Source organism: Streptomyces sp. NPDC033180 (assembly GCF_055577645.1).
In genome coordinates this window covers 13,441-31,114 of sequence record NZ_JBVIPU010000025.1, presented here as the reverse complement: position 1 = coordinate 31,114, position 17,674 = coordinate 13,441, and the positions used below count along the sequence as shown (strand labels likewise).

The 17,674-nt window shown below is 70.8% G+C and carries 18 protein-coding genes; 8 read left to right on the top strand and 10 right to left on the bottom strand.

Features of this window, described 5'->3' with window-relative positions; genetic code table 11:
* Positions 1–68: 68 nt before the first annotated feature.
* The 4 genes from ACZ5WE_RS37285 to ACZ5WE_RS37270 form a co-directional block, all read right to left on the bottom strand.
* Entirely contained in the window at positions 69–701 is a 633-nt protein-coding gene (locus tag ACZ5WE_RS37285; protein WP_467695865.1) for an AAA family ATPase, read from the bottom strand.
* Positions 702–779: 78 nt separating this feature from the next.
* Positions 780–1,091: a DUF3885 domain-containing protein gene (locus tag ACZ5WE_RS37280; protein WP_467695867.1), complete on the bottom strand. Its 312-nt coding sequence runs from the start codon at positions 1,089–1,091 to the stop codon at positions 780–782.
* 79 nt (positions 1,092–1,170) lie between these two features.
* Positions 1,171–1,875 (bottom strand): peptide-methionine (S)-S-oxide reductase MsrA, encoded by a 705-nt coding sequence (gene msrA, locus ACZ5WE_RS37275; protein WP_467695868.1) that lies wholly within the window; start codon positions 1,873–1,875, stop codon positions 1,171–1,173.
* 88 nt (positions 1,876–1,963) lie between these two features.
* A complete protein-coding gene (locus tag ACZ5WE_RS37270) occupies positions 1,964–3,082 on the bottom strand; it encodes a hypothetical protein (protein WP_467695869.1) in 1,119 nt (372 codons plus the stop codon).
* Positions 3,083–3,172: 90 nt separating this feature from the next.
* Here ACZ5WE_RS37270 and ACZ5WE_RS37265 point away from each other — a divergent pair, with 90 nt between their 5' ends.
* Positions 3,173–4,327 carry a cystathionine gamma-synthase gene (locus ACZ5WE_RS37265; protein WP_467695870.1) on the top strand — a complete coding sequence of 385 codons (1,155 nt, stop codon included), beginning with the start codon at positions 3,173–3,175 and terminating at the stop codon, positions 4,325–4,327.
* A gap of 19 nt (positions 4,328–4,346) precedes the next feature.
* On the opposite strand, the gene ACZ5WE_RS37260 is transcribed toward ACZ5WE_RS37265, so the two are convergent.
* From ACZ5WE_RS37260 to ACZ5WE_RS37250, 3 genes are all read right to left on the bottom strand, one after another.
* Positions 4,347–4,601: a hypothetical protein gene (locus tag ACZ5WE_RS37260; protein ID WP_467695872.1), complete on the bottom strand. Its 255-nt coding sequence runs from the start codon at positions 4,599–4,601 to the stop codon at positions 4,347–4,349.
* Positions 4,598–5,080 (bottom strand): sigma factor-like helix-turn-helix DNA-binding protein, encoded by a 483-nt coding sequence (locus ACZ5WE_RS37255; protein WP_467695873.1) that lies wholly within the window; start codon positions 5,078–5,080, stop codon positions 4,598–4,600. The genes ACZ5WE_RS37260 and ACZ5WE_RS37255 overlap by 4 nt, the downstream gene beginning before the upstream one ends.
* 95 nt (positions 5,081–5,175) lie before the next feature.
* The gene (locus tag ACZ5WE_RS37250; RefSeq protein WP_467695875.1) at positions 5,176–5,679 is read right to left on the bottom strand and encodes a MarR family winged helix-turn-helix transcriptional regulator; all 504 of its coding nucleotides are present in this window, start codon (positions 5,677–5,679) and stop codon (positions 5,176–5,178) included.
* A gap of 145 nt (positions 5,680–5,824) precedes the next feature.
* Here ACZ5WE_RS37250 and ilvA point away from each other — a divergent pair, with 145 nt between their 5' ends.
* From ilvA to ACZ5WE_RS37235, 3 genes are all read left to right on the top strand, one after another.
* Entirely contained in the window at positions 5,825–7,054 is a 1,230-nt protein-coding gene (gene ilvA / locus ACZ5WE_RS37245; RefSeq protein ID WP_467695876.1) for a threonine ammonia-lyase, read from the top strand.
* A 203-nt stretch (positions 7,055–7,257) separates the two neighbouring features.
* Positions 7,258–8,271 (top strand): ATP-binding cassette domain-containing protein, encoded by a 1,014-nt coding sequence (locus ACZ5WE_RS37240; protein ID WP_467695878.1) that lies wholly within the window; start codon positions 7,258–7,260, stop codon positions 8,269–8,271.
* A gap of 14 nt (positions 8,272–8,285) precedes the next feature.
* The gene (locus tag ACZ5WE_RS37235; protein WP_467695909.1) at positions 8,286–9,125 is read left to right on the top strand and encodes an ABC transporter permease; all 840 of its coding nucleotides are present in this window, start codon (positions 8,286–8,288) and stop codon (positions 9,123–9,125) included.
* A gap of 78 nt (positions 9,126–9,203) precedes the next feature.
* Here the strand turns inward: ACZ5WE_RS37235 and greA are convergent, their stop codons facing one another.
* Both greA and ACZ5WE_RS37225 read right to left on the bottom strand, forming a co-directional pair.
* Complete coding sequence (gene greA, locus ACZ5WE_RS37230) at positions 9,204–9,701, bottom strand: transcription elongation factor GreA (RefSeq protein ID WP_397714122.1); 498 nt, start codon at positions 9,699–9,701, stop codon at positions 9,204–9,206.
* A 211-nt stretch (positions 9,702–9,912) separates the two neighbouring features.
* Positions 9,913–10,320 carry a DUF4307 domain-containing protein gene (locus ACZ5WE_RS37225; protein WP_467695880.1) on the bottom strand — a complete coding sequence of 136 codons (408 nt, stop codon included), beginning with the start codon at positions 10,318–10,320 and terminating at the stop codon, positions 9,913–9,915.
* Positions 10,321–10,434: 114 nt separating this feature from the next.
* On the opposite strand from ACZ5WE_RS37225, the gene mca reads away from it, so the two are divergent.
* Positions 10,435–11,316, top strand: coding sequence for a mycothiol conjugate amidase Mca (gene mca, locus ACZ5WE_RS37220; protein ID WP_467695882.1), 882 nt, complete (start codon positions 10,435–10,437; stop codon positions 11,314–11,316).
* A 19-nt stretch (positions 11,317–11,335) separates the two neighbouring features.
* Positions 11,336–11,575: a hypothetical protein gene (locus tag ACZ5WE_RS37215; protein WP_467695911.1), complete on the top strand. Its 240-nt coding sequence runs from the start codon at positions 11,336–11,338 to the stop codon at positions 11,573–11,575.
* Here the strand turns inward: ACZ5WE_RS37215 and ACZ5WE_RS37210 are convergent.
* On the bottom strand, positions 11,572–14,766 hold the full coding sequence (locus ACZ5WE_RS37210; RefSeq protein ID WP_467695884.1) for a tetratricopeptide repeat protein: 3,195 nt from the start codon (positions 14,764–14,766) through the stop codon (positions 11,572–11,574). The two genes, ACZ5WE_RS37215 and ACZ5WE_RS37210, sit on opposite strands and share 4 nt — an antisense overlap.
* Positions 14,767–14,946: 180 nt before the next feature.
* On the opposite strand from ACZ5WE_RS37210, the gene ACZ5WE_RS37205 reads away from it, so the two are divergent.
* Both ACZ5WE_RS37205 and ACZ5WE_RS37200 read left to right on the top strand, forming a co-directional pair.
* The gene (locus ACZ5WE_RS37205; RefSeq protein WP_467695886.1) at positions 14,947–15,570 is read left to right on the top strand and encodes a GyrI-like domain-containing protein; all 624 of its coding nucleotides are present in this window, start codon (positions 14,947–14,949) and stop codon (positions 15,568–15,570) included.
* Positions 15,571–15,628: 58 nt separating this feature from the next.
* Positions 15,629–17,650: a thioredoxin domain-containing protein gene (locus ACZ5WE_RS37200; RefSeq protein WP_467695888.1), complete on the top strand. Its 2,022-nt coding sequence runs from the start codon at positions 15,629–15,631 to the stop codon at positions 17,648–17,650.
* Positions 17,651–17,674 lie beyond the last annotated feature (24 nt).

Below are 17,674 nucleotides of genomic sequence, written 5' to 3'. Positions count from 1 at the left end.
GCGCCTGCCGCGTAAGGCATCTCGCCCTGCAGCAGATTCGCCGACGGCAGAGCGCCCGGCGGCGCCGGTCAGTCGAAGCGGATGTGCCTGGCCCCCGTCCGGGCGCGGCGCAGCCTGCCGGTCAGCGCGTTGTCCGTGTTCGGGGCGAGTGCCAGGCCCGACGCGGCGGCGACGTGGTCGGCGACCTGGGGAACGGTGAGGCGGTCGGTCCACAGATGCTCCGCGAACAGCGGCTCGCGCAGGCGGTCCAGGCACAGGTCGAGCTTCGACACGGCGAAACTCTCGCGCCGCAGCGGGGCGTCCTTCCCGCCCACCACGCGCAACGCGTGCCCGAAACCCCTCTCGCGCAGGCGCCGCAGGACCGTCCGGCGCTCGGCGAGCAGCGCGAAGTGCCGGACGTCATGGCCGCGTTCACGCAGCCGCCCGACGGTCTCCTCGAAGTACGCCGGCTCCACGACGGTCATCGGCACGATCACCGTGCCGTCGTGCTTCGCGAGGGCGAGGTCGAGCACTTCGTACACACCCTGCCGCCAGGCCGGAAGATCCTGGAAGTCCCCGCGCAGTGACGGCGGCATCATCCTGTGCAGCCCGAACCCGATGTGCTCCGGATCGCACACGACACTGCCCGAAAGCCGCCGCCGAAGCTCGTACGCGGTCTGCGTCTTGCCGCCGCCGAAGGGGCCGTTGATCCAGAGAAGCATGGGCGGAGCCTACGAGCTCACAGCCCGCCCGGCTGGGTGGAGAGCCATCCGGCATGGGCGAGACGAAGCCGGTCGCGCTCAGCGGACGCTGCGTCGACCCGCTGCTGCGTGCTGTCGCCGACGAGACACTCGGGAACACTCGGGGAGGTTTTCGTCACCGATACGGGACTTCGGCGTATCCACCACCCCAGGTGGGTGTCGGTGTGGAATTTCGGGGTCGGGATCGTCACGGTCCTGCCGGGTCCACCAGCGGATGCCGCCGGGGTGCAGAACCGCGCGCTCGGCCGGGATGCAGGGCCCGTCCGGCGCCGTTGCCCAGTCCATGGTCACCACGAACACGTCCGTCCCCGCGAAGAGTTCGTCGAGGACGGTGTTGTACCGGTCCAGCACCGTCGCGTATTCGCCCTCCGACTCCGGATAACGCTTCGAGCCGGGAGCGTACGCGCCCGAGGGGGCCGTGAAGCGCGTGCTATTCCGCCGTGGGGGCCGGGGTGATTCCCGTCGGGCAGGCCCGACCCCAGTTCGTCTCCGACGGGCTGTCCAGCTGGAGGCCTGTTCCGCCGATCCCGCAGTACCCGTCCGGGTTCTTGTCCAGGTACTGCTGGTGGTAGCCCTCGGCCGGCCAGAACGGGCGGGGGGCCGCCGGGAGGATCGTCGTGGTGATCTCGCCGTGGCCCGCGGACGTGAGGACCTGCTGGTACGCGTCGCGGGACGCCACCGCCCCCGCTTCCTGGTCGGCGGAGTGCGTGTAGATCGCCGAGCGGTACTGGGTGCCCACGTCGTTGCCCTGGCGGAAGCCCTGCGTGGGGTTGTGGGACTCCCAGAAGAGCTTCAGGAGCGCCGCGTACGAGACCTGGGTGGGGTCGAAGACCACGCGGACCACCTCCGCGTGGCCGGTCAGGCCCGAGCACACCTCCTCGTAGGAAGGGTTCTCGGTGGAGCCGCCCTGATACCCGACGTACGTCGTCCAGACGCCCTGCGTCTGCCAGAACTTGCGCTCCGCCCCCCAGAAGCAGCCGAGGCCGAAGTCCGCGATCTCCAGGCCGTCGGGGTAGGGACCCAGGAGCGGGTTGCCGAGGACCGTGTGGCGGGAGGGGACCTCGAATTCGGGGGTCGCACGGCCCTTGAGGGCCTGCTCGGGGGTGGGGAGCTCGGGCGTACGGCCGAAGAGCATGGGGGCTTTCCTCCTGGGGCGGGATGCAGCGTGGTCGCGCGGCTCTTACGTCAACGTGCTCTGAGGAAGCCGCATTCCTCGGCGGGGCTCAGTGCGACAGCGTCGCCGGGCTGCCGCCGTTCGCCTCGTATCCCGCGACCGCGAGTGCGCGGAACACGGCGTAGTCCGCGGCCGGGTCGTGGGCCTCCGTCCAGGGCAGGGCGCCGATGTGGCCGTCCACGTGGATCAGTTGGTTCATCGCCTCCGCCCAGCGCTCGCCGCGGACCAGGAAGTACAGCAGGAGGTGGCGCACGTGCGCCAGCATCGGGTCATCGGGGCGGGCCGAGTGCACCGCGTACAGCGCGCCCTCGACGGCCTTCGTCACGACCTCGCTCTCGTGGAAACCGCGGACGAGGTTCACCTCGGGCAGGTGCTCGTACACCGCGAAGAGCGGGAGTGCGGACAGGAGCGAGCCCTTGGGGGCGCGGGCCGCAGCGGCCTCCGTGAAGGTGGCGGCCAGCTCGCGCGAGCCGTGCCACTTCTCGCACCAGTAGTGCAGGGCCGCAAGATGCGCCCCCATGTGCGCGGGCGCGCGGTCCAGGATCTTCAGCCACAGCTGCTCGAACTCCTCGCGCGGGTACCCGAGGCCGCGCGCGATCGAGAGCTGGACGATGTACGGGACGGGGTCGCCGGGAGAGAGGAGCGCCGCCTGCGCGCAGGCCTCCCTCGCCTCCTCCAGGATGATCCGGAACTCGTCCGTCCCGACCGTCGAGGAGCGCCAGGCCTGCTGGACGAGGAACTCCGCGTGCACCGCCGCGCCGCCCGCGTCCTTCGGCGCCTCGGCCCGCCACACCCGCAGCCACTGCCCACCAGGCTGGTCGCCGACCCCGCCGGGCCGCTCCTGCAGCTCCAGGGACGCCGCGCCCGCGAACGCCTGCACGCGCTGCCAGCGCGCCTCGCCGTGCACCTCGGTGCCCGCGAGCAGCTGAGAGGCCGCCTTCCAGCTCTGCGACTGCTGGACCACGTCCAGGACGTCCAGGAGGTCGTGGTCCGGGCCCGGCATGCGGATGTCCAGCTCCTCCTGACGCGCGAAGCCGTAGTTCGCCGGGTCCGCGGCGTCCGGTGAACCGGGGGCGACCTGGCGGATTCCGCCGCGCCTGCGCAGCAGGAACGGTCCCAGAACCGCGGCGATCATGATCGCCGCCATCAGCACCCAGAGAATCTCCATGAGTACAAGCGAACCAGACTGGTCTGACACTTGGCGAACCAGTCTCGATCTCGTCTGCTCTCTCGCCGTCCCGGACTAGGCTCTGGCCACATGAGTGACACGTTCAGCAGCCAGAGTTTCGAGACCGTCGCGATCCACGCGGGGAATACCGCGGACCCGCTCACCGGCGCGGTCGTCCCGCCGATCTATCAGGTGTCGACGTACAAGCAGGACGGCGTCGGCGGGCTGCGCGGCGGCTACGAGTACAGCCGCAGCGCCAACCCCACCCGTACCGCCCTGGAGGAGAACCTGGCTGCCCTTGAGGGCGGCAGGCGCGGGCTCGCCTTCGCGTCCGGCCTGGCCGCCGAGGACTGCCTCCTGCGTACGCTGCTCGCTCCCGGTGACCACGTGGTCATCCCCAATGACGCGTACGGCGGCACGTTCCGGCTCTTCGCGAAGGTCGTCTCCCGGTGGGGCGTCGAGTGGTCGGTCGCCGACACCTCCGACCCGGCGGCGGTACGGGCCGCGGTGACCGACCGTACGAAGGCGATCTGGGTGGAGACCCCCTCCAACCCGCTGCTCGGCATCACGGACATCGCCGCCGTCGCACAGGTCGCCAAGGAGACGGGGGCCCGGCTCGTCGTCGACAACACCTTCGCGAGCCCCTACCTCCAGCAGCCGCTCGCGCTCGGCGCGGACATCGTCGTGCACTCCCTGACGAAGTACATGGGCGGGCACTCGGACGTCGTGGGCGGCGCGCTGGTCGTCAACGACGCCGAGCTCGGCGAGGAGTTGGCGTACCACCAGAACGCGATGGGCGCGGTGGCCGGTCCCTTCGACGCGTGGCTGGTCCTTCGCGGCATCAAGACGCTGGCCGTCCGGATGGACCGGCACAGCGAGAACGCGACGAAGATCGCCGAGATGCTGACGCGGCACGCGCGCGTGACGCGTGTTTTGTACCCCGGGCTTCCGGAGCACCCCGGTCACGAGACCGCGGCCAAGCAGATGAAGGCGTTCGGCGGGATGGTCTCCTTCCAGGTCGCCGGGGGCGAGGAGGCGGCGGTCGCCGTCTGCGACCGCGCGAAGCTGTTCACCCTGGGGGAGTCGCTTGGCGGTGTGGAGTCCCTGATCGAGCACCCGGGACGGATGACGCACGCCTCCGTGGTGGGCTCGGCCCTCGAGGTCCCCGCGGACCTGGTCCGCCTCTCGGTGGGCATCGAGTCCGCCGACGACCTGCTGGCCGACCTGCAGCAGGCGCTGGGCTAGGTCTCGCCCCGGCCCCCGGTCACCAGCGGGTGAGGGGTGGAGTCGTCTCCGAAGGCGGCTCCACCCATGGCTGCTCGACCGAAGCCCAGACCACGAAGGCGATCGCCGCCACGAGCAGCAGGAGCCACAGCAGCCGGCGCAGGGCCCTTCTGCGGCGCAGCATGCGGCTGCCGCGGCGGACCGCATCCTCGTAGAGCTCGGGTGGCGCGGAGGGGGGCGTGCCGCCGTCCAGGAGCCGGCGGCACGCGCCGGCCTTGCGGTCGTACTGGTTCATGACGGTGCCGCCTCTCCCAGGGGGAGCGTCGGCGCCGGGCCGCGCGGCGGGTGCAGGACCGTCTCCATCGCGCGGACGCAGATCGCCTCGACCCGGTCGGCGGGCAGGCCGAGCAGCGCCGCCGTCTGCTCCTCGGCGACGCCCTCGTAGAGCCGCAGCACGAGAATCAGCCGCTCCTGGGGCGTGAGCCGGGCCAGGACGCCGCCGTGGCCACGGCGGCGCCGCCAGGCCCCGCGGGCGAAGCGGATGGCCAGCTGCTGGCGCGTGCGGTCGTACGGGTCCTCGCCGCGCATCCGGTCCCAGGCCGCGTACGAATGCGCGAGAGACGCGGTCAGCAGGCCACGCGCGCGTGGGTTGGCGTCCGGCGGTTCGGCGGTGAGCAGCGTCGCGGCATGCAGCAGCCGCCCTGCCGCGCCCGCGACGAACGCCTCGAACTCCCGGGCCCGGCGGGCGTTCAGGAACGCCTGCCGTTCGCGCACCGCGCCTCCCGCCTGGAGGGCACCGGGCCCCCGGTCTCATATGAGGCCAGGCACACGGCCCGGGTCAAGAGGCGGGCGCCCCGGGGCTGTCGGTCTCAGGAAGCAGGCGCGTCCGGAGCCGCCTGCGAGGTCTGGCGGGCGGAGAGCGCGGAATTGAAGCGCGTGAGGAGCGTGCAGAAGCTTTCGCGCTCCTCCGGGGACCAGTCACCGGTCAGCTCTGCCATGAGGTCACGCCGCGATGACCGCACTTCGTTGAGGCGTGCCTCGCCGCGCGGCGACAGCTGGAGCACCACGGCGCGGCCGTCGTCGGGGTGCGAGGTGCGCTTGACGAGCCCCGTGTCGACCAGCGGGGCGACCTGCCGGGTGACCGTCGAGGAGTCGATGCCCATGCTCGCCGCGAGTGCTTTGACGCCCATCGGCCCCTCCTTGTCGAGGCGGTTGAGCAGCAGGTACGCGGCGCGGTCCATGGAGTTGCGGACCTGTCCTACGCCGCCGAGGCGCGTCTGCTCCGCACGGCGGGCGAACACGGCCACCTGGTGCTGCAGCGTGTCGAGGAGGCCGGGATCGCTGGCGGTCGTCATGTCCGGAGTTGTGGGCATGGCCGGGGGCTCACTTCATGCGAGGGCGATGGGTTGGGGGACAGGGTACGCGGCCGGGACGCGGGACGTACCGGCGCTGCGCAAACCAGTCTCGGCACGTGGTCACCGCAGGAGGACCCAGGTGTGAACTGGGAGACTTGCGGTCATGAGCTACCGCACGCCTCACTCCTCGCCGACGGTGACCCTCGACGACGTGCGCGGTGCCCAGAAGATGCTCTCGGGTGTGTCCAGGATGACGGCGATGGAAGGCAGCAGGCACCTGTCGCAGCTGGTGGGCGCCCCGGTGCACTTCAAGTGCGAGAACCTCCAGCGGACGGGCTCGTTCAAGCTGCGCGGGGCGTACGTACGGATCGCGGGCCTGCTCCCCGAGGAGCGCGCGGCCGGTGTGGTCGCCGCGAGCGCCGGAAACCACGCGCAGGGCGTGGCGCTCGCGTCCTCGCTGCTCGGTGTGCGGTCCACGGTCTTCATGCCGGTGGGCGCCCCGCTGCCCAAGGTCGCCGCGACCCGGGAGTACGGCGCGGAGGTCAGGCTGCACGGCCAGGTGGTCGACGAGACGCTGGCCGCCGCCCAGGAGTACGCCCACGAGACGGGCGCGGTCTTCATCCACCCCTTCGACCACCCCGACATCATCGCGGGGCAGGGCACGGTGGGCCTGGAGATCCTGGAGCAGTGCCCCGAGCTGCGCACCCTGGTCCTGGGCGTCGGCGGCGGCGGGCTGGCCGCCGGCATCGCGGTGGCGGTCAAGTCGCTGCGCCCGGACGTCAAGGTGATCGGTGTGCAGGCCGCGGGCTCCGCGGCATATCCGCCCTCGCTCGCGGCGGGCCATCCGGTGGCGATCGAGAACCCGGCGACGATGGCCGACGGCATCAAGGTCGGGCGCCCCGGCGACGTGCCGTTCCGGATCATCGACGAGCTGCTCGACGACATCTTCACCGTCTCCGAGGACGAGCTGTCCAGCGCGCTGCTGCTCTGCCTGGAGCGGGCCAAGATGGTCGTCGAGCCGGCGGGCGCGAGCCCCGTGGCGGCGCTTTTGAGCAGGCCGCGCGAGTTCGAGGGCCCGGTGGTCGCGCTCCTGTCGGGCGGCAACGTCGACCCGCTCCTGATGCAGCGGATCCTGCGTCACGGCATGGCCGCGGCGGGCCGCTACCTGTCGCTGCGCCTGCGCCTGACGGACCGGCCCGGAGCGCTTGCCACGCTCCTCGGGGTGTTGTCGGTGGTCGACGCCAACGTCCTCGACGTGGGCCACGTGCGGACGGATCCGCGCCTCGGACTCACGGAGGTGGAGGTGGAGCTGCACCTGGAGACCAAGGGGCCCGCGCACTGCACCGAGGTCGGCTCGGCACTGCGCGAGGCGGGTTACACCGTCATCGGCTGACGGCGGCGTGGGCACCCCCGAATTCCCCTGCGTCGGGCGCCGTTCCCCGCTATTTTGCGTTATCCACAGGCTTCGCCAATCCCGTTGAAGAGACGCGATGTATCGCGTTATGATGTGGCTCACGTCACTGGTCGCCGGGCACGTCATAACCGGCAAATCTAAGCTTTCCGTAGGAAGTCACCCAAACCACTGGGGGAACCCACATGCCAGGCGCCATCTACGCCGAAGGACTGGTGAAGACCTTCGGCGACGTAAGGGCTCTGGACGGCGTCGATCTGGATGTCCCGGAAGGCACCGTGCTCGGCCTCCTCGGGCCGAACGGCGCGGGCAAGACCACCGCGGTGCGCTGTCTGACGACGCTTCTGACGCCGGACAGCGGCCGTGCGGTCGTCGCGGGCATCGACGTACTGAAACATCCGAACGAAGTACGGCGCTCGATCGGCCTCTCGGGCCAGTTCGCCGCCGTCGACGAGTACTTGACCGGCCGCGAGAACCTCCAGATGGTCGGCCAGCTCTACCAGATGAAGGCGAAGGAGGCGAAGGTCAGGGCGGGCGAGCTGCTCGACCGGTTCAATCTCGCCGACGCCGCCGACCGCCCCTCCAAGACGTATTCGGGAGGCATGCGCCGCCGTCTCGACCTCGCGGCAGCGCTCGTGGTGTCACCCCCGGTGATGTTCATGGACGAGCCGACCACCGGCCTCGACCCGCGCAACCGGCAGCAGCTCTGGGAGGTCATCCAGGAGCTGGTGTCGGGCGGCACGACCCTGCTGCTCACCACCCAGTACCTCGAAGAGGCCGACCACCTCGCGCACGACATCTGCGTCATCGACCACGGCCGCGTCATCGCGCGCGGCACCTCCGACCACCTCAAGGCGCAGACGGGCGGCGAGCGCGTCGAGGTCGTGGTGCACGAGCGCGAGCACATCACCTCGGCCACGGAGGTCCTGCGCGGCCTCGGCAAGGGCGAGGTCGCCATCGAGAACCACACCCGCAAGCTCACGGTCCCGGTCGCAGGCGGCGCCAAGCTGCTCGCCGAGGTCATCCGCGAGCTGGACGCCCGCGGGGTCGAGATCGACGACATCGGGCTGCGCCGCCCGACCCTGGACGACGTGTTCATCTCGCTGACGGGCCATGTGGCCGAGGTCGACGCATCAGGTGGCGACGGGAACGGCGTCCAGGACGCGCAGCCCGAGCCCGAGAAGGAGGCCGACAAGTGAGCTCCGCGACCGGCATCGTGACCAAACCCGCGGCGGGCCCCAGGCCCGCGGGCGGCATCGGCCAGTCCGTCAGGGACTCCCTGGTCGTCGCCAAGCGCAACCTCATCCGGATGTCCCGGATCCCGGAGATGGTCATCTTCGGCCTGATCCAGCCGATCATGTTCGTGGTGCTGTTCAGCTACGTCTTCGGCGGATCCATGAAGATCGGCGCCAGCACCGACCCGTCCGTCTACCGCAACTTCCTGATGGCGGGCATCTTCGCGCAGACCGTCACCTTCGCCACCGCCGGCGCGGGAGCCGGGATCGCCGACGACATGCACAAGGGCCTCATCGACCGCTTCCGGTCGCTGCCCATGGCGCGCGGTGCCGTCCTCACCGGGCGCACCATCGCCGACCTCGTGCAGACCGCGCTGACCCTTCTGGTCCTCGCGATCGTGGCGCTCCTCGTCGGCTGGCGCATCCACGAGGGGATCGGAAAGGCTCTCGGCGCCTTCGGGCTTCTGCTCCTGCTCGGCTATGCGTTCACCTGGGTCGGCGCGCTCATCGGCCTCTCGGTACGCACGCCGGAGGCGGCGACCTCCGGCGGTCTGATCTGGCTCTTCCCGGTCACGTTCATCTCGAACGCCTTCGTGGACTCCAGCCAGATGACGCCCTGGCTGAGGCACGTCGCCGACTGGAACCCCTTCAGCGCGACGGTCCAGGCCTGCCGCGAGCTCTTCGGCAATCCCGGCGTCTCGGACTCATCGGCCTGGCCCATGCAGCACCCGGTCTGGGCCTCGGTGATCTACTCGGTCCTGATCGTCGTGCTCTTCCGGACGCTGGCGGTCCGCAAGTACCGCTCGGCCACGGCCTGACGCCTGCACCACTCCACGTACGCGAAAGGCCCCCGGCGCGCTCGGCGCCGGGGGCCTTTCGCAGCGGACGAAGAGGTCTCAGGCCTGGTACGGCTTGGCCTGGAGGATCTTCACCGAGGCGAGCTTGCCGTTCGGCAGTTCGTACTGCGCGTCCTCGCCGATCTTCTTGCCGTTCACGCCGCTGCCGAGCGGGGACTGCGGCGAGTACGTCTCGATATCGGCGCTCGCGTACTCGCGCGAGGCGAGCAGGAACGTCAGGGTGTCGTCCTCGTCACCGTCAAAGGCGATCGTCACGACCATGCCGGGCGCGACCACGCCGTCCGCGGCCGGCGCCTCGCCGACCTTCGCATGCTCCAGGAGCTGGGTCAGCTGGCGGACGCGGAGCTCCTGCTTGCCCTGCTCCTCCTTGGCCGCGTGGTACCCGCCGTTCTCGCGCAGGTCGCCCTCCTCACGTGCCGCCGCGATCTTCGTAGCGATCTCGGTGCGCGCGGGACCAGACAGGTACTCCAGCTCGGCCTTGAGCTGGTTGTACGCCTCCTGGGTCAGCCAGGTGACGTTCTCGCTGGTCTGGGTCACAGGTGCTCCTCGTAGGTACTGGGAATACAAAGCATCGCCCTACCCAGAAGGATGTTCCCTAACGGGTGGGCGAAACCACGAGCCTAACAATTCAGGCGCGTGAGGGGGAGGACATAAGCCGTCAGAAATACGTCGACGCAGGTGGGGGCCGGTACAGACGGGGCGTCGGACGGTCGGTGTGACGCGTGGGACCGGCCGAGGCGGGGCGACGTCAGTCGGAGTGGCAGCCGAGGAGCTCGGCGCTCGTCCCCTGCGCCTTGGTGCGCAGCGTGACGACCTTGTCGATCCGACCCTCGTTCTGGTCGAAGCGGAAGTCCGCGCGACCCACCTCTTCGCCGTCCTCGGCCTGGGAGCGCAGGGTGCAGTAGCCCTTGGCGTCCGCGTCCTTGCGCACCTCCAGGTGCACCTTGACCGCACTGTCCGAGACGACGTCGAACTTGATCACTTCACCGCTGACCTTCGTGCCGGACACGTAGTCGTATCCGAACCAGCCGATCATCACCAGGAAGAGCGCGCCGAGGACTCCGCCCAGGATCTTGAGCTTGCGGTCCGCGCGCTCGTCGGCCGAGCGTGAGTGGCCGTATCGGCCCTCCGCGGGCTTCTCGCTCACGGCCGTCATGATCGTCCTCCAGGAAAAGGGGATGCCGGAATTTTCCGCCCCCCGGTTCCGTCACTATAGAAGCCGCCCATCGCGCCGAATTGACCAGGGCGCCGGATCACTGAGGATCGAGTCTTGACTGAGCAGCTGCGACTGATGGCCGTCCACGCCCACCCCGACGACGAGTCGTCGAAGGGCGCGGCCACCATGGCCAAGTACGTGTCCGAGGGGGTGGACGTGCATGTCGTGACCTGCACGGGCGGGGAGCGCGGCGACATCCTCAACCCCAAACTCCAGGGTGACAAGTACATCCAGGAGAACATCCACGAGGTGCGCAGGAAGGAGATGGACGAGGCGCGCGAGATCCTCGGCGTCAAGCAGGACTGGCTCGGCTTCGTCGATTCGGGTCTGCCCGAGGGCGACCCGCTGCCGCCGCTGCCCGAGGGCTGCTTCGCCCTTGAGGACGTCGACAAGGCGGCCGGTGAGCTGGTCCGGCAGATCCGCTCCTTCCGTCCGCAGGTCATCACGACGTACGACGAGAACGGCGGCTATCCGCACCCCGACCACATCATGACCCACAAGATCACGATGGTGGCCTTCGACGGCGCGGCGGACGGTGAGAAGTACCCGGAGAGCGAGTTCGGCCCGGTCTTCCAGCCGCAGAAGCTCTACTACAACCAGGGCTTCAACCGCCCCCGCACCGAGGCGCTGCACCAGGCGATGCTCGACAAGGGCCTGGAGTCGCCCTACGGGGACTGGCTGAAGCGGTGGGACGAGTTCGAGCGGGTCGAGCGGACGCTGACCACGCACGTTCCCTGCGCCGACTTCTACGAGGTCCGCGACCGGGCGCTGATCGCGCACGCCACGCAGATCGACCCCGAGGGCGGTTGGTTCCGCGTGCCGATGGAGCTCCAGAAGGAGGTCTGGCCCACGGAGGAGTACGAGCTCGCGAAGTCGCTCGTCGATACATCCCTCCCCGAGGACGACCTCTTTGCGGGCATCCGCGACAATGCCTAGCGTGAACGCACATCTGGCAATGACGCATCTCGTCCCTCTCGCCAAAGAGGTCGACGATGACAAGGTGACCCCGGGTGTTCTCGGCTTCATCGTCTTCGCGGTGATGGCTCTCGCCGTCTGGGGTCTGATGAAGTCGATGAACAAGCACATGCGGAAGGTCGACTTCAAGGAGCCTGCGGAGTCCGCGGACGCGGCGAAGCCCGCGGAGTCCTCCGCCGGTGAGGGCAAGCCCGCCGAGGCCGAGGCCCGCAAGGGCTAGCCCGCTCTCGTCACCGTCACTCCCATCACCTCTCGGGAGTGGCGGTTCGGCACCATGCCCAGGCGCCAGGCCTGCCAGCCCGCCTCCAGCTCGGCGCCGCGCTCCAGGAGCAGGCCGAACGCCTCCATGTAGTCGGCGAGCTTGCCGTCGCGCGTCGGGTGACCGGCGCGGGCCAGCTGGCTGAGCTCCTCCTGGGCGACGGCGGTGCCGATCTCCCAGCCGCCGGGCGACCCGTAGGGCAACAGGGTGCAGCGCAGGAAGCGGGCCCAGTCCTCGCCCCGGCGGTCGCCGTACGACGCGAACAGCGCCGCCGCCTCGTCACACAGGGCGAGCGCCTGCTGGGCGCGCGTGTTCCCCGCGTCCACGACCGCGAGCTCCAGACACGTCCAGGCCTCGCCGTGCGCGACCCCGATGCGCTGGAAGTCGGCCCGGGCGTCCACCAGGAGCTGGCGGGCGAAGCCGGAGTTGCGCAGCGAGCCCGTCTGGGCGGCGCGCTGGTCCCGGGTCACCCGCGCCGAGTGGTGCCGCGCGCAGGCCAGGCCGTACACGTCCCGCATCCGCGAGAACATCGTCCGCGAGCGCTCGAGCTCGCGCACCGCCTGGTCAAGGCTGCCCGCCTCCTCAAGGGCCTGGCCCAGGTAGTAGGCGCTCCACGCCTCGCCGCGCGCGTCCTCGTTGTCGCGGTGCCGGGAGACCGCCTGCCGCAGTCCGTCGACCGCGGCCGAGGCGTCGCCGTCGACGAGACGGGCCCGCGCGAGCTGCGTCAGGGCCCACGCCTCGCCCCGGCCGTCACGCGTGCGCCCGTACAGGTCGAGGGCGCCCCGCAGCTGCTCCTCCGCGCGCGGTACGTCGCCCATGCGCAGGCAGAGCTGGCCCAGCTGGAAGTGCGCCCAGGCCTCGCCGTGCAGGGAGTCGTTCTCGCGGTGCAGGACGAGCGAGGCCTCCAGGAGCCGCAGCGCCTCCGTGAGGTTGGCGCGGTCGCGCTCCACCGCCGCGAGGGCGTGCATCGTCCAGGCGCGGTCACCGGCGAGCTCGTCGGGGGCCTGGAGATCGAGGGCCTCGCGCAGGCGAGCCGACGCCTCCGTCAGATTGCCCTGGTGGTGCAGGGTGATCCCCAGGGAGCACAAGGCGAGGGCGGCGCCCGCGTCCTGGTGGGCCTCCATGTACAGATCCACGACCGACGTCAGGGTCGTGCGCGCCTGGTCGAGCTCGCCGAGCTGACGGGACGCGATGCCGGTGCGCCACTGCACGCTCCGTGAGAGAAGCCCCTGCCCGACGGCTTGCGTGAGCTCGCTGATCTCGCCCAGGCGGTAGAGGTCACCGCGCAGCAGGCAGTAGTCGCACAGCGCGCCCAGGAGATGGAGCACCGCGTCCTGGTCGACGCCCTCCGCGTGCCGCAGCGCCGCCGTGATGAAGCTCGACTCGTCGTCGAGCCAGCGCAGGGCCGCGTCGAGCGAGGAGAAGCCGTGCCGGTCGAACTGGCCCGCCCGCGTCGACATCTTGCCGTCGACCAGGCGGATCACCGATCCTGCGAGCTCGCTGTAGCTGACGATCAGGCGTTCCTGCGCGGCCGTGCGCTCGCCGGGCTCCTCCTCGTCGATGAGGCGGGCGAGCGCGAAGGCACGTACGAGATCGTGCAGCCGGTAGCGGGTGCCGCGCACGTGGTCGACGAGGCCCGCGCGCGAGAGCGCGGTCAGCTGGCGGGCCGCCTCCTGCTCGTCGGCCCCCAGCAGGGCCGCGGCCGCGGCCGCCCCCAGGGACGCGCGCCCTGCGAGCGCGAGCCTGCGCAGGAGACGGCGCGCGGGCTCGCTCTGGTCGGTGTAGCGCAGCCACAGGACGCGCTCGACCGGTTCCACAGGGCCGTACGCGGCCAGATCGGCGGCCAGCTGCGTCGCCGTGCGCGAGCCGATCGATGACCCGGCGACGCGCAGGGCGAGCGGCAGACCGCCGCACAACTCCCGCACCGCGTCCGCGGATTCGGCGTCGTAGGGCCCGGACGCGTCCTGAGCCGCCTCCCTCAGGAGCTCCTCCGCGCCCGCCGCGTCCAGCGGAGCCACCGGCAGCTGGTGCACCCAGGCGGGAAGGTCGGCGGGGAGTTCCAGGGGCCTTTGGGCGGTGACGAGGACGAGGCTGTCGGAGCGCTCGGGCACCAGGGTGCGCACCTGCTCCGGGTCGCTCGCGTCGTCGAGCACGACGGTCACCGCGAGGCCCGTCAGATACTGGTGGTAGAGCTCGCTGAGCCGCTTGACCTGCTGTTCCTGCGAGGAACGCTCACGGAACAGCAGCTGCTCGCGCGGGGCGCCCAATCGATTCAGCAGATGCAGGAGCGCGTCCCGCGTGGACAGCGGCTGTGAGCTCTCGCCCCGCAGATCGACGACACAGGCGCCCCGGAACTGGTCCCGCAGATCGTGCGCGGCCCGCACGGCGAGCGAGGACCGCCCGGAGCCCGGCGCCCCGTGCAGCACGACGACGGTGGGCCGGGTCTCGGTGCTGGCCCGCGCGGCGTGCACCCACTGGGCGACACGGGCGAGTTCGGAACGTCGCCCGACGAACGGCCCTTCGGGCTCGGGCAGTTGGGTGAAGGACTGCTCCAGTACGGAACGCCTGCGTGCTGCCGCGCTCTTGTCCGTGCCGCGCAGCTGCGGCGAGGTCTTCTTCTTGCCCGAGGGTGACTGCAGCACCCGCTGCTGGTCGAAGAAGGGCCGGATGCCGCGCACTTCGAGGGCTGTCAGCCACTGCAGCCGCAGCTGTTCGGGCCCGCCCGGCTGGCTGACCGCACCGGCACGGCGGCTGGCATCGGGCACGTGGGACGCGGTGACCTTCAGCACGGTGGTGGCCGCGCCGACGACGGCGACAGCGGCGCCGGCGCCCAGGGCGGTCGAGGTCGCGGTCCCGAGTGCGAGGTCGGACAGACATGCCGCGACGGCCGCAACGACTGCCACGAGCAGGGGAGTTCCCGCCCCCTCCTTGGCGTAGCGCTGCCCGAAGGAGAGCTGCCCGGCCGCCGCCTCGTCGACGGCCTGCGTATAGGCGGCGTACTCCTCGGCGGCGGTCTGCCCCATGGAGTCCAGCGCGCCCCGGGCCCGCGAGAGCAGCACGCCCCCGTCGATGCGACCGCCGGAGCGCCGCACCTCTTCTTCCACCGCCCGCACCAACAGCCGCTCGGCTTCGGCCCGATGGCTGTCCCGCATATGGGTCCCCCTCCGAGAGCAACATCTGAGATCAGCTGTCAACTGCGGTCACAAGTGTCCTGCGTACGGGGCTCCGACGCGAGGGAGTCAGCGGATCACGTGGGTCATGATCGGGCCGTCCTGTGGAGACGTGACATCCTGACGGCTCTCCCTCTGTCACCTCACGGGACTGGGCCATCGATGCTGAACTATGACGTGAAGAAGGATCTGCGGAGCCTGTTCACCGCGACGAAGCGGTTCGAGGTCGTCGATGTGCCCGCCATGAAGTTCCTCATGGCCGACGGCGAGGGCAGCCCGAACACCTCGCAGGCATACCGGGAGATCGTGCAGGCGCTGTACGCGACCGCGTACGCCGTCCGCGCTCTCGCCATCGACGAACTCGGCAAGAAGCACACCGTCGGGCCACTTGAGGGGCTGTGGTGGGCGGACGACCTGAAGGCCTTCACGTCGGCACGCGACGAGAACGAGTGGCGGTGGCGGCTCATGATCGTTCAACCCGACTGGATCACCGGCGAGCTGTTTCGCGAAGGGCTGGAGCGAGCGATCGAGAAGAAGGACCTGACCGCCGGCGACCGCGTCCGCCTCGACGAGTTCCACGAGGGAAAGTCGGTCCAGGTTCTGCACGTCGGCCCCTACAACGAGGAGGGGCCCACGATCTCGAAGATGCACGACGAGTACATGCCGCGGCAGGGACTCGCGCCCCGCGGAAACCACCACGAGATCTACCTCTCCGACGCACGACGCGTCGATCCGTCGCGGCTGCGCACCATCTTGCGGCAGCCGGTTGAATCCACCGGCAGTTGACTCCTGACCCGGCCGTTCGTGCTGGGCCGCGCGGACCGGCTCGTGCGACGATGCCGGTATGAATCGGTTGGCCAACTCCCAGTCGCCCTACCTGCTCCAGCACGCGTCCAACCCGGTGGACTGGTGGCCCTGGGAGGAGGGGGCGTTCGAGGAGGCGAGGCGGCGCGGCGTACCGGTCCTCCTTTCGGTCGGCTACTCGGCGTGCCACTGGTGCCACGTCATGGCGCACGAGTCCTTCGAGGACGCCGACACCGCCGCCTTCCTGAACGCGCACTTCGTCAACGTCAAGGTCGACCGCGAGGAGCGGCCCGACATCGACGCCGTCTACATGGAGGCCGTGCAGGCCGCGACCGGCCAGGGCGGCTGGCCCATGACGGTCTTCCTGACGCCCGACGCCGAGCCCTTCTACTTCGGCACCTACTTCCCGCCCGAGCCCCGGCACGGCATGCCCTCCTTCCAGCAGGTGGCCGACGGCGTCCGGCGTGCCTGGGCGGACCGGCGCGACGAGGTCGACGAGGTCGCCGGGAAGATCGTCCGCGACCTCTCCGAACGTCAGCTGGCGTTCGGCGCAGACGAACTGCCCGGCGAGGACGAGCTCGCCCAGGCGCTGCTCGGCCTGACGCGCGACTACGACGCCTCGCGGGGCGGCTTCGGGGGTGCGCCCAAGTTCCCGCCGTCCATGGTCGTCGAGTTCCTGCTGCGCCACTACGCCCGCACCGGCTCGGAGGGCGCCCTGCAGATGGCGGCCGACACCTGCGAGCGGATGGCGCGCGGCGGGATCTACGACCAGCTGGGCGGCGGTTTCGCGCGGTACTCCGTGGACCGGGAGTGGGTCGTGCCCCACTTCGAGAAGATGCTGTACGACAACGCGCTGCTCTGCCGGGTGTACGCCCACCTGTGGCGGGCCACGGGCTCGGATCTCGCGCGGCGCGTCGCTCTGGAGACCGCCGACTTCATGGTGCGCGAACTCCACACGAACGAGGGCGGTTTCGCCTCGGCGCTCGACGCCGACAGCGAGGACGCCGTGAGCGGCAAGCACGTCGAGGGCGCGTACTACGTATGGACGCCGGAGCAGTTGCGCGAGGTGCTCGGCGACGCGGACGCCGAGCTGGCCGCCACGTACTTCGGGGTGACGGAGGAAGGGACCTTCGAGGAAGGCGCATCGGTACTGCAACTGCCCGAGGGGCGGGGCGTGGTGGCCGATGTCGCCCGGATCGCCTCGATCCGGGAGCGGCTGCTCGCGGCACGCTCGCAGCGGCCCGCGCCCGGCCGTGACGACAAGATCGTCGCCGCCTGGAACGGCCTCGCCATCGCCGCGCTCGCGGAGGCGGGGGCGTACTTCGACCGCCCGGATCTGGTGGCGGCGGCGGTGGGCGCCGGTGACCTGCTCGTGCGGCTGCACATGGACGACCGGGCGCGGCTCTCCCGTACGTCCAAGGACGGTCAGGTCGGCGCCAGTGCGGGTGTGCTCGAGGACTACGCCGATGTCGCCGAGGGGTTCCTCGCGCTGGCCTCCGTGACGGGGGAGGGGGTGTGGCTGGAGTTCGCCGGGTTCCTGCTCGATCACGTGCTCGGCCAGTTCACGGACGCGGAATCGGGGTCCTTGTACGACACGGCCGCGGACGCGGAGCAGTTGATCCGCAGGCCGCAGGATCCCACGGACAACGCGGTCCCGTCCGGGTGGACGGCGGCGGCGGGGGCGCTGCTGTCGTACGCGGCGCAGACCGGGGCCGAGCCGCATCGCCTCGCGGCGGAGCGGGCGTTGGGCGTGGTGAAGGGGCTCGCGCCCCGGGCGCCTCGGTTCATCGGGAATGGTCTCGCGGTGGCCGAGGCGGCGCTCGACGGGCCACGTGAGGTCGCGGTGATCGGTTCGGTGGGTGGGGAGCTGCACCGCACCGCGCTGCTGGGGACGGCGCCCGGGGCCGTGGTCTCGGTCGGTCCCGAGGGGAGCGACGAGCTTCCGCTGCTCGCGGGCAGGGGAATGGTGGGCGGTCTCCCGGCCGCGTACGTCTGCCGACGGTTTGTCTGCGACGCGCCGACGGTGGATGCGGGGGAGCTGGCGACGAAGCTGTCGGGCTGAGGCCGGGGTTCGGGGCGGCCCCCG

Excerpts from the sequence above, each read along its gene's own strand:
- ACZ5WE_RS37285 (WP_467695865.1), bottom strand. The coding sequence starts at position 701 with ATGCTTCTCTGGATCAACGGCCCCTTCGGCGGCGGCAAGACGCAGACC.
- msrA (WP_467695868.1), bottom strand. The coding sequence starts at position 1,875 with ATGCTCTTCGGCCGTACGCCCGAGCTCCCCACCCCCGAGCAGGCCCTC.
- ACZ5WE_RS37270 (WP_467695869.1), bottom strand. The coding sequence starts at position 3,082 with ATGGAGATTCTCTGGGTGCTGATGGCGGCGATCATGATCGCCGCGGTT.
- ACZ5WE_RS37265 (WP_467695870.1), top strand. The coding sequence starts at position 3,173 with ATGAGTGACACGTTCAGCAGCCAGAGTTTCGAGACCGTCGCGATCCAC.
- ACZ5WE_RS37260 (WP_467695872.1), bottom strand. The coding sequence starts at position 4,601 with ATGAACCAGTACGACCGCAAGGCCGGCGCGTGCCGCCGGCTCCTGGAC.
- ACZ5WE_RS37250 (WP_467695875.1), bottom strand. The coding sequence starts at position 5,679 with ATGCCCACAACTCCGGACATGACGACCGCCAGCGATCCCGGCCTCCTC.
- ilvA (WP_467695876.1), top strand. The coding sequence starts at position 5,825 with ATGAGCTACCGCACGCCTCACTCCTCGCCGACGGTGACCCTCGACGAC.
- ACZ5WE_RS37240 (WP_467695878.1), top strand. The coding sequence starts at position 7,258 with ATGCCAGGCGCCATCTACGCCGAAGGACTGGTGAAGACCTTCGGCGAC.
- ACZ5WE_RS37225 (WP_467695880.1), bottom strand. The coding sequence starts at position 10,320 with ATGACGGCCGTGAGCGAGAAGCCCGCGGAGGGCCGATACGGCCACTCA.
- ACZ5WE_RS37215 (WP_467695911.1), top strand. The coding sequence starts at position 11,336 with ATGACGCATCTCGTCCCTCTCGCCAAAGAGGTCGACGATGACAAGGTG.
- ACZ5WE_RS37210 (WP_467695884.1), bottom strand. The coding sequence starts at position 14,766 with ATGCGGGACAGCCATCGGGCCGAAGCCGAGCGGCTGTTGGTGCGGGCG.
- ACZ5WE_RS37205 (WP_467695886.1), top strand. The coding sequence starts at position 14,947 with ATGCTGAACTATGACGTGAAGAAGGATCTGCGGAGCCTGTTCACCGCG.
- ACZ5WE_RS37200 (WP_467695888.1), top strand. The coding sequence starts at position 15,629 with ATGAATCGGTTGGCCAACTCCCAGTCGCCCTACCTGCTCCAGCACGCG.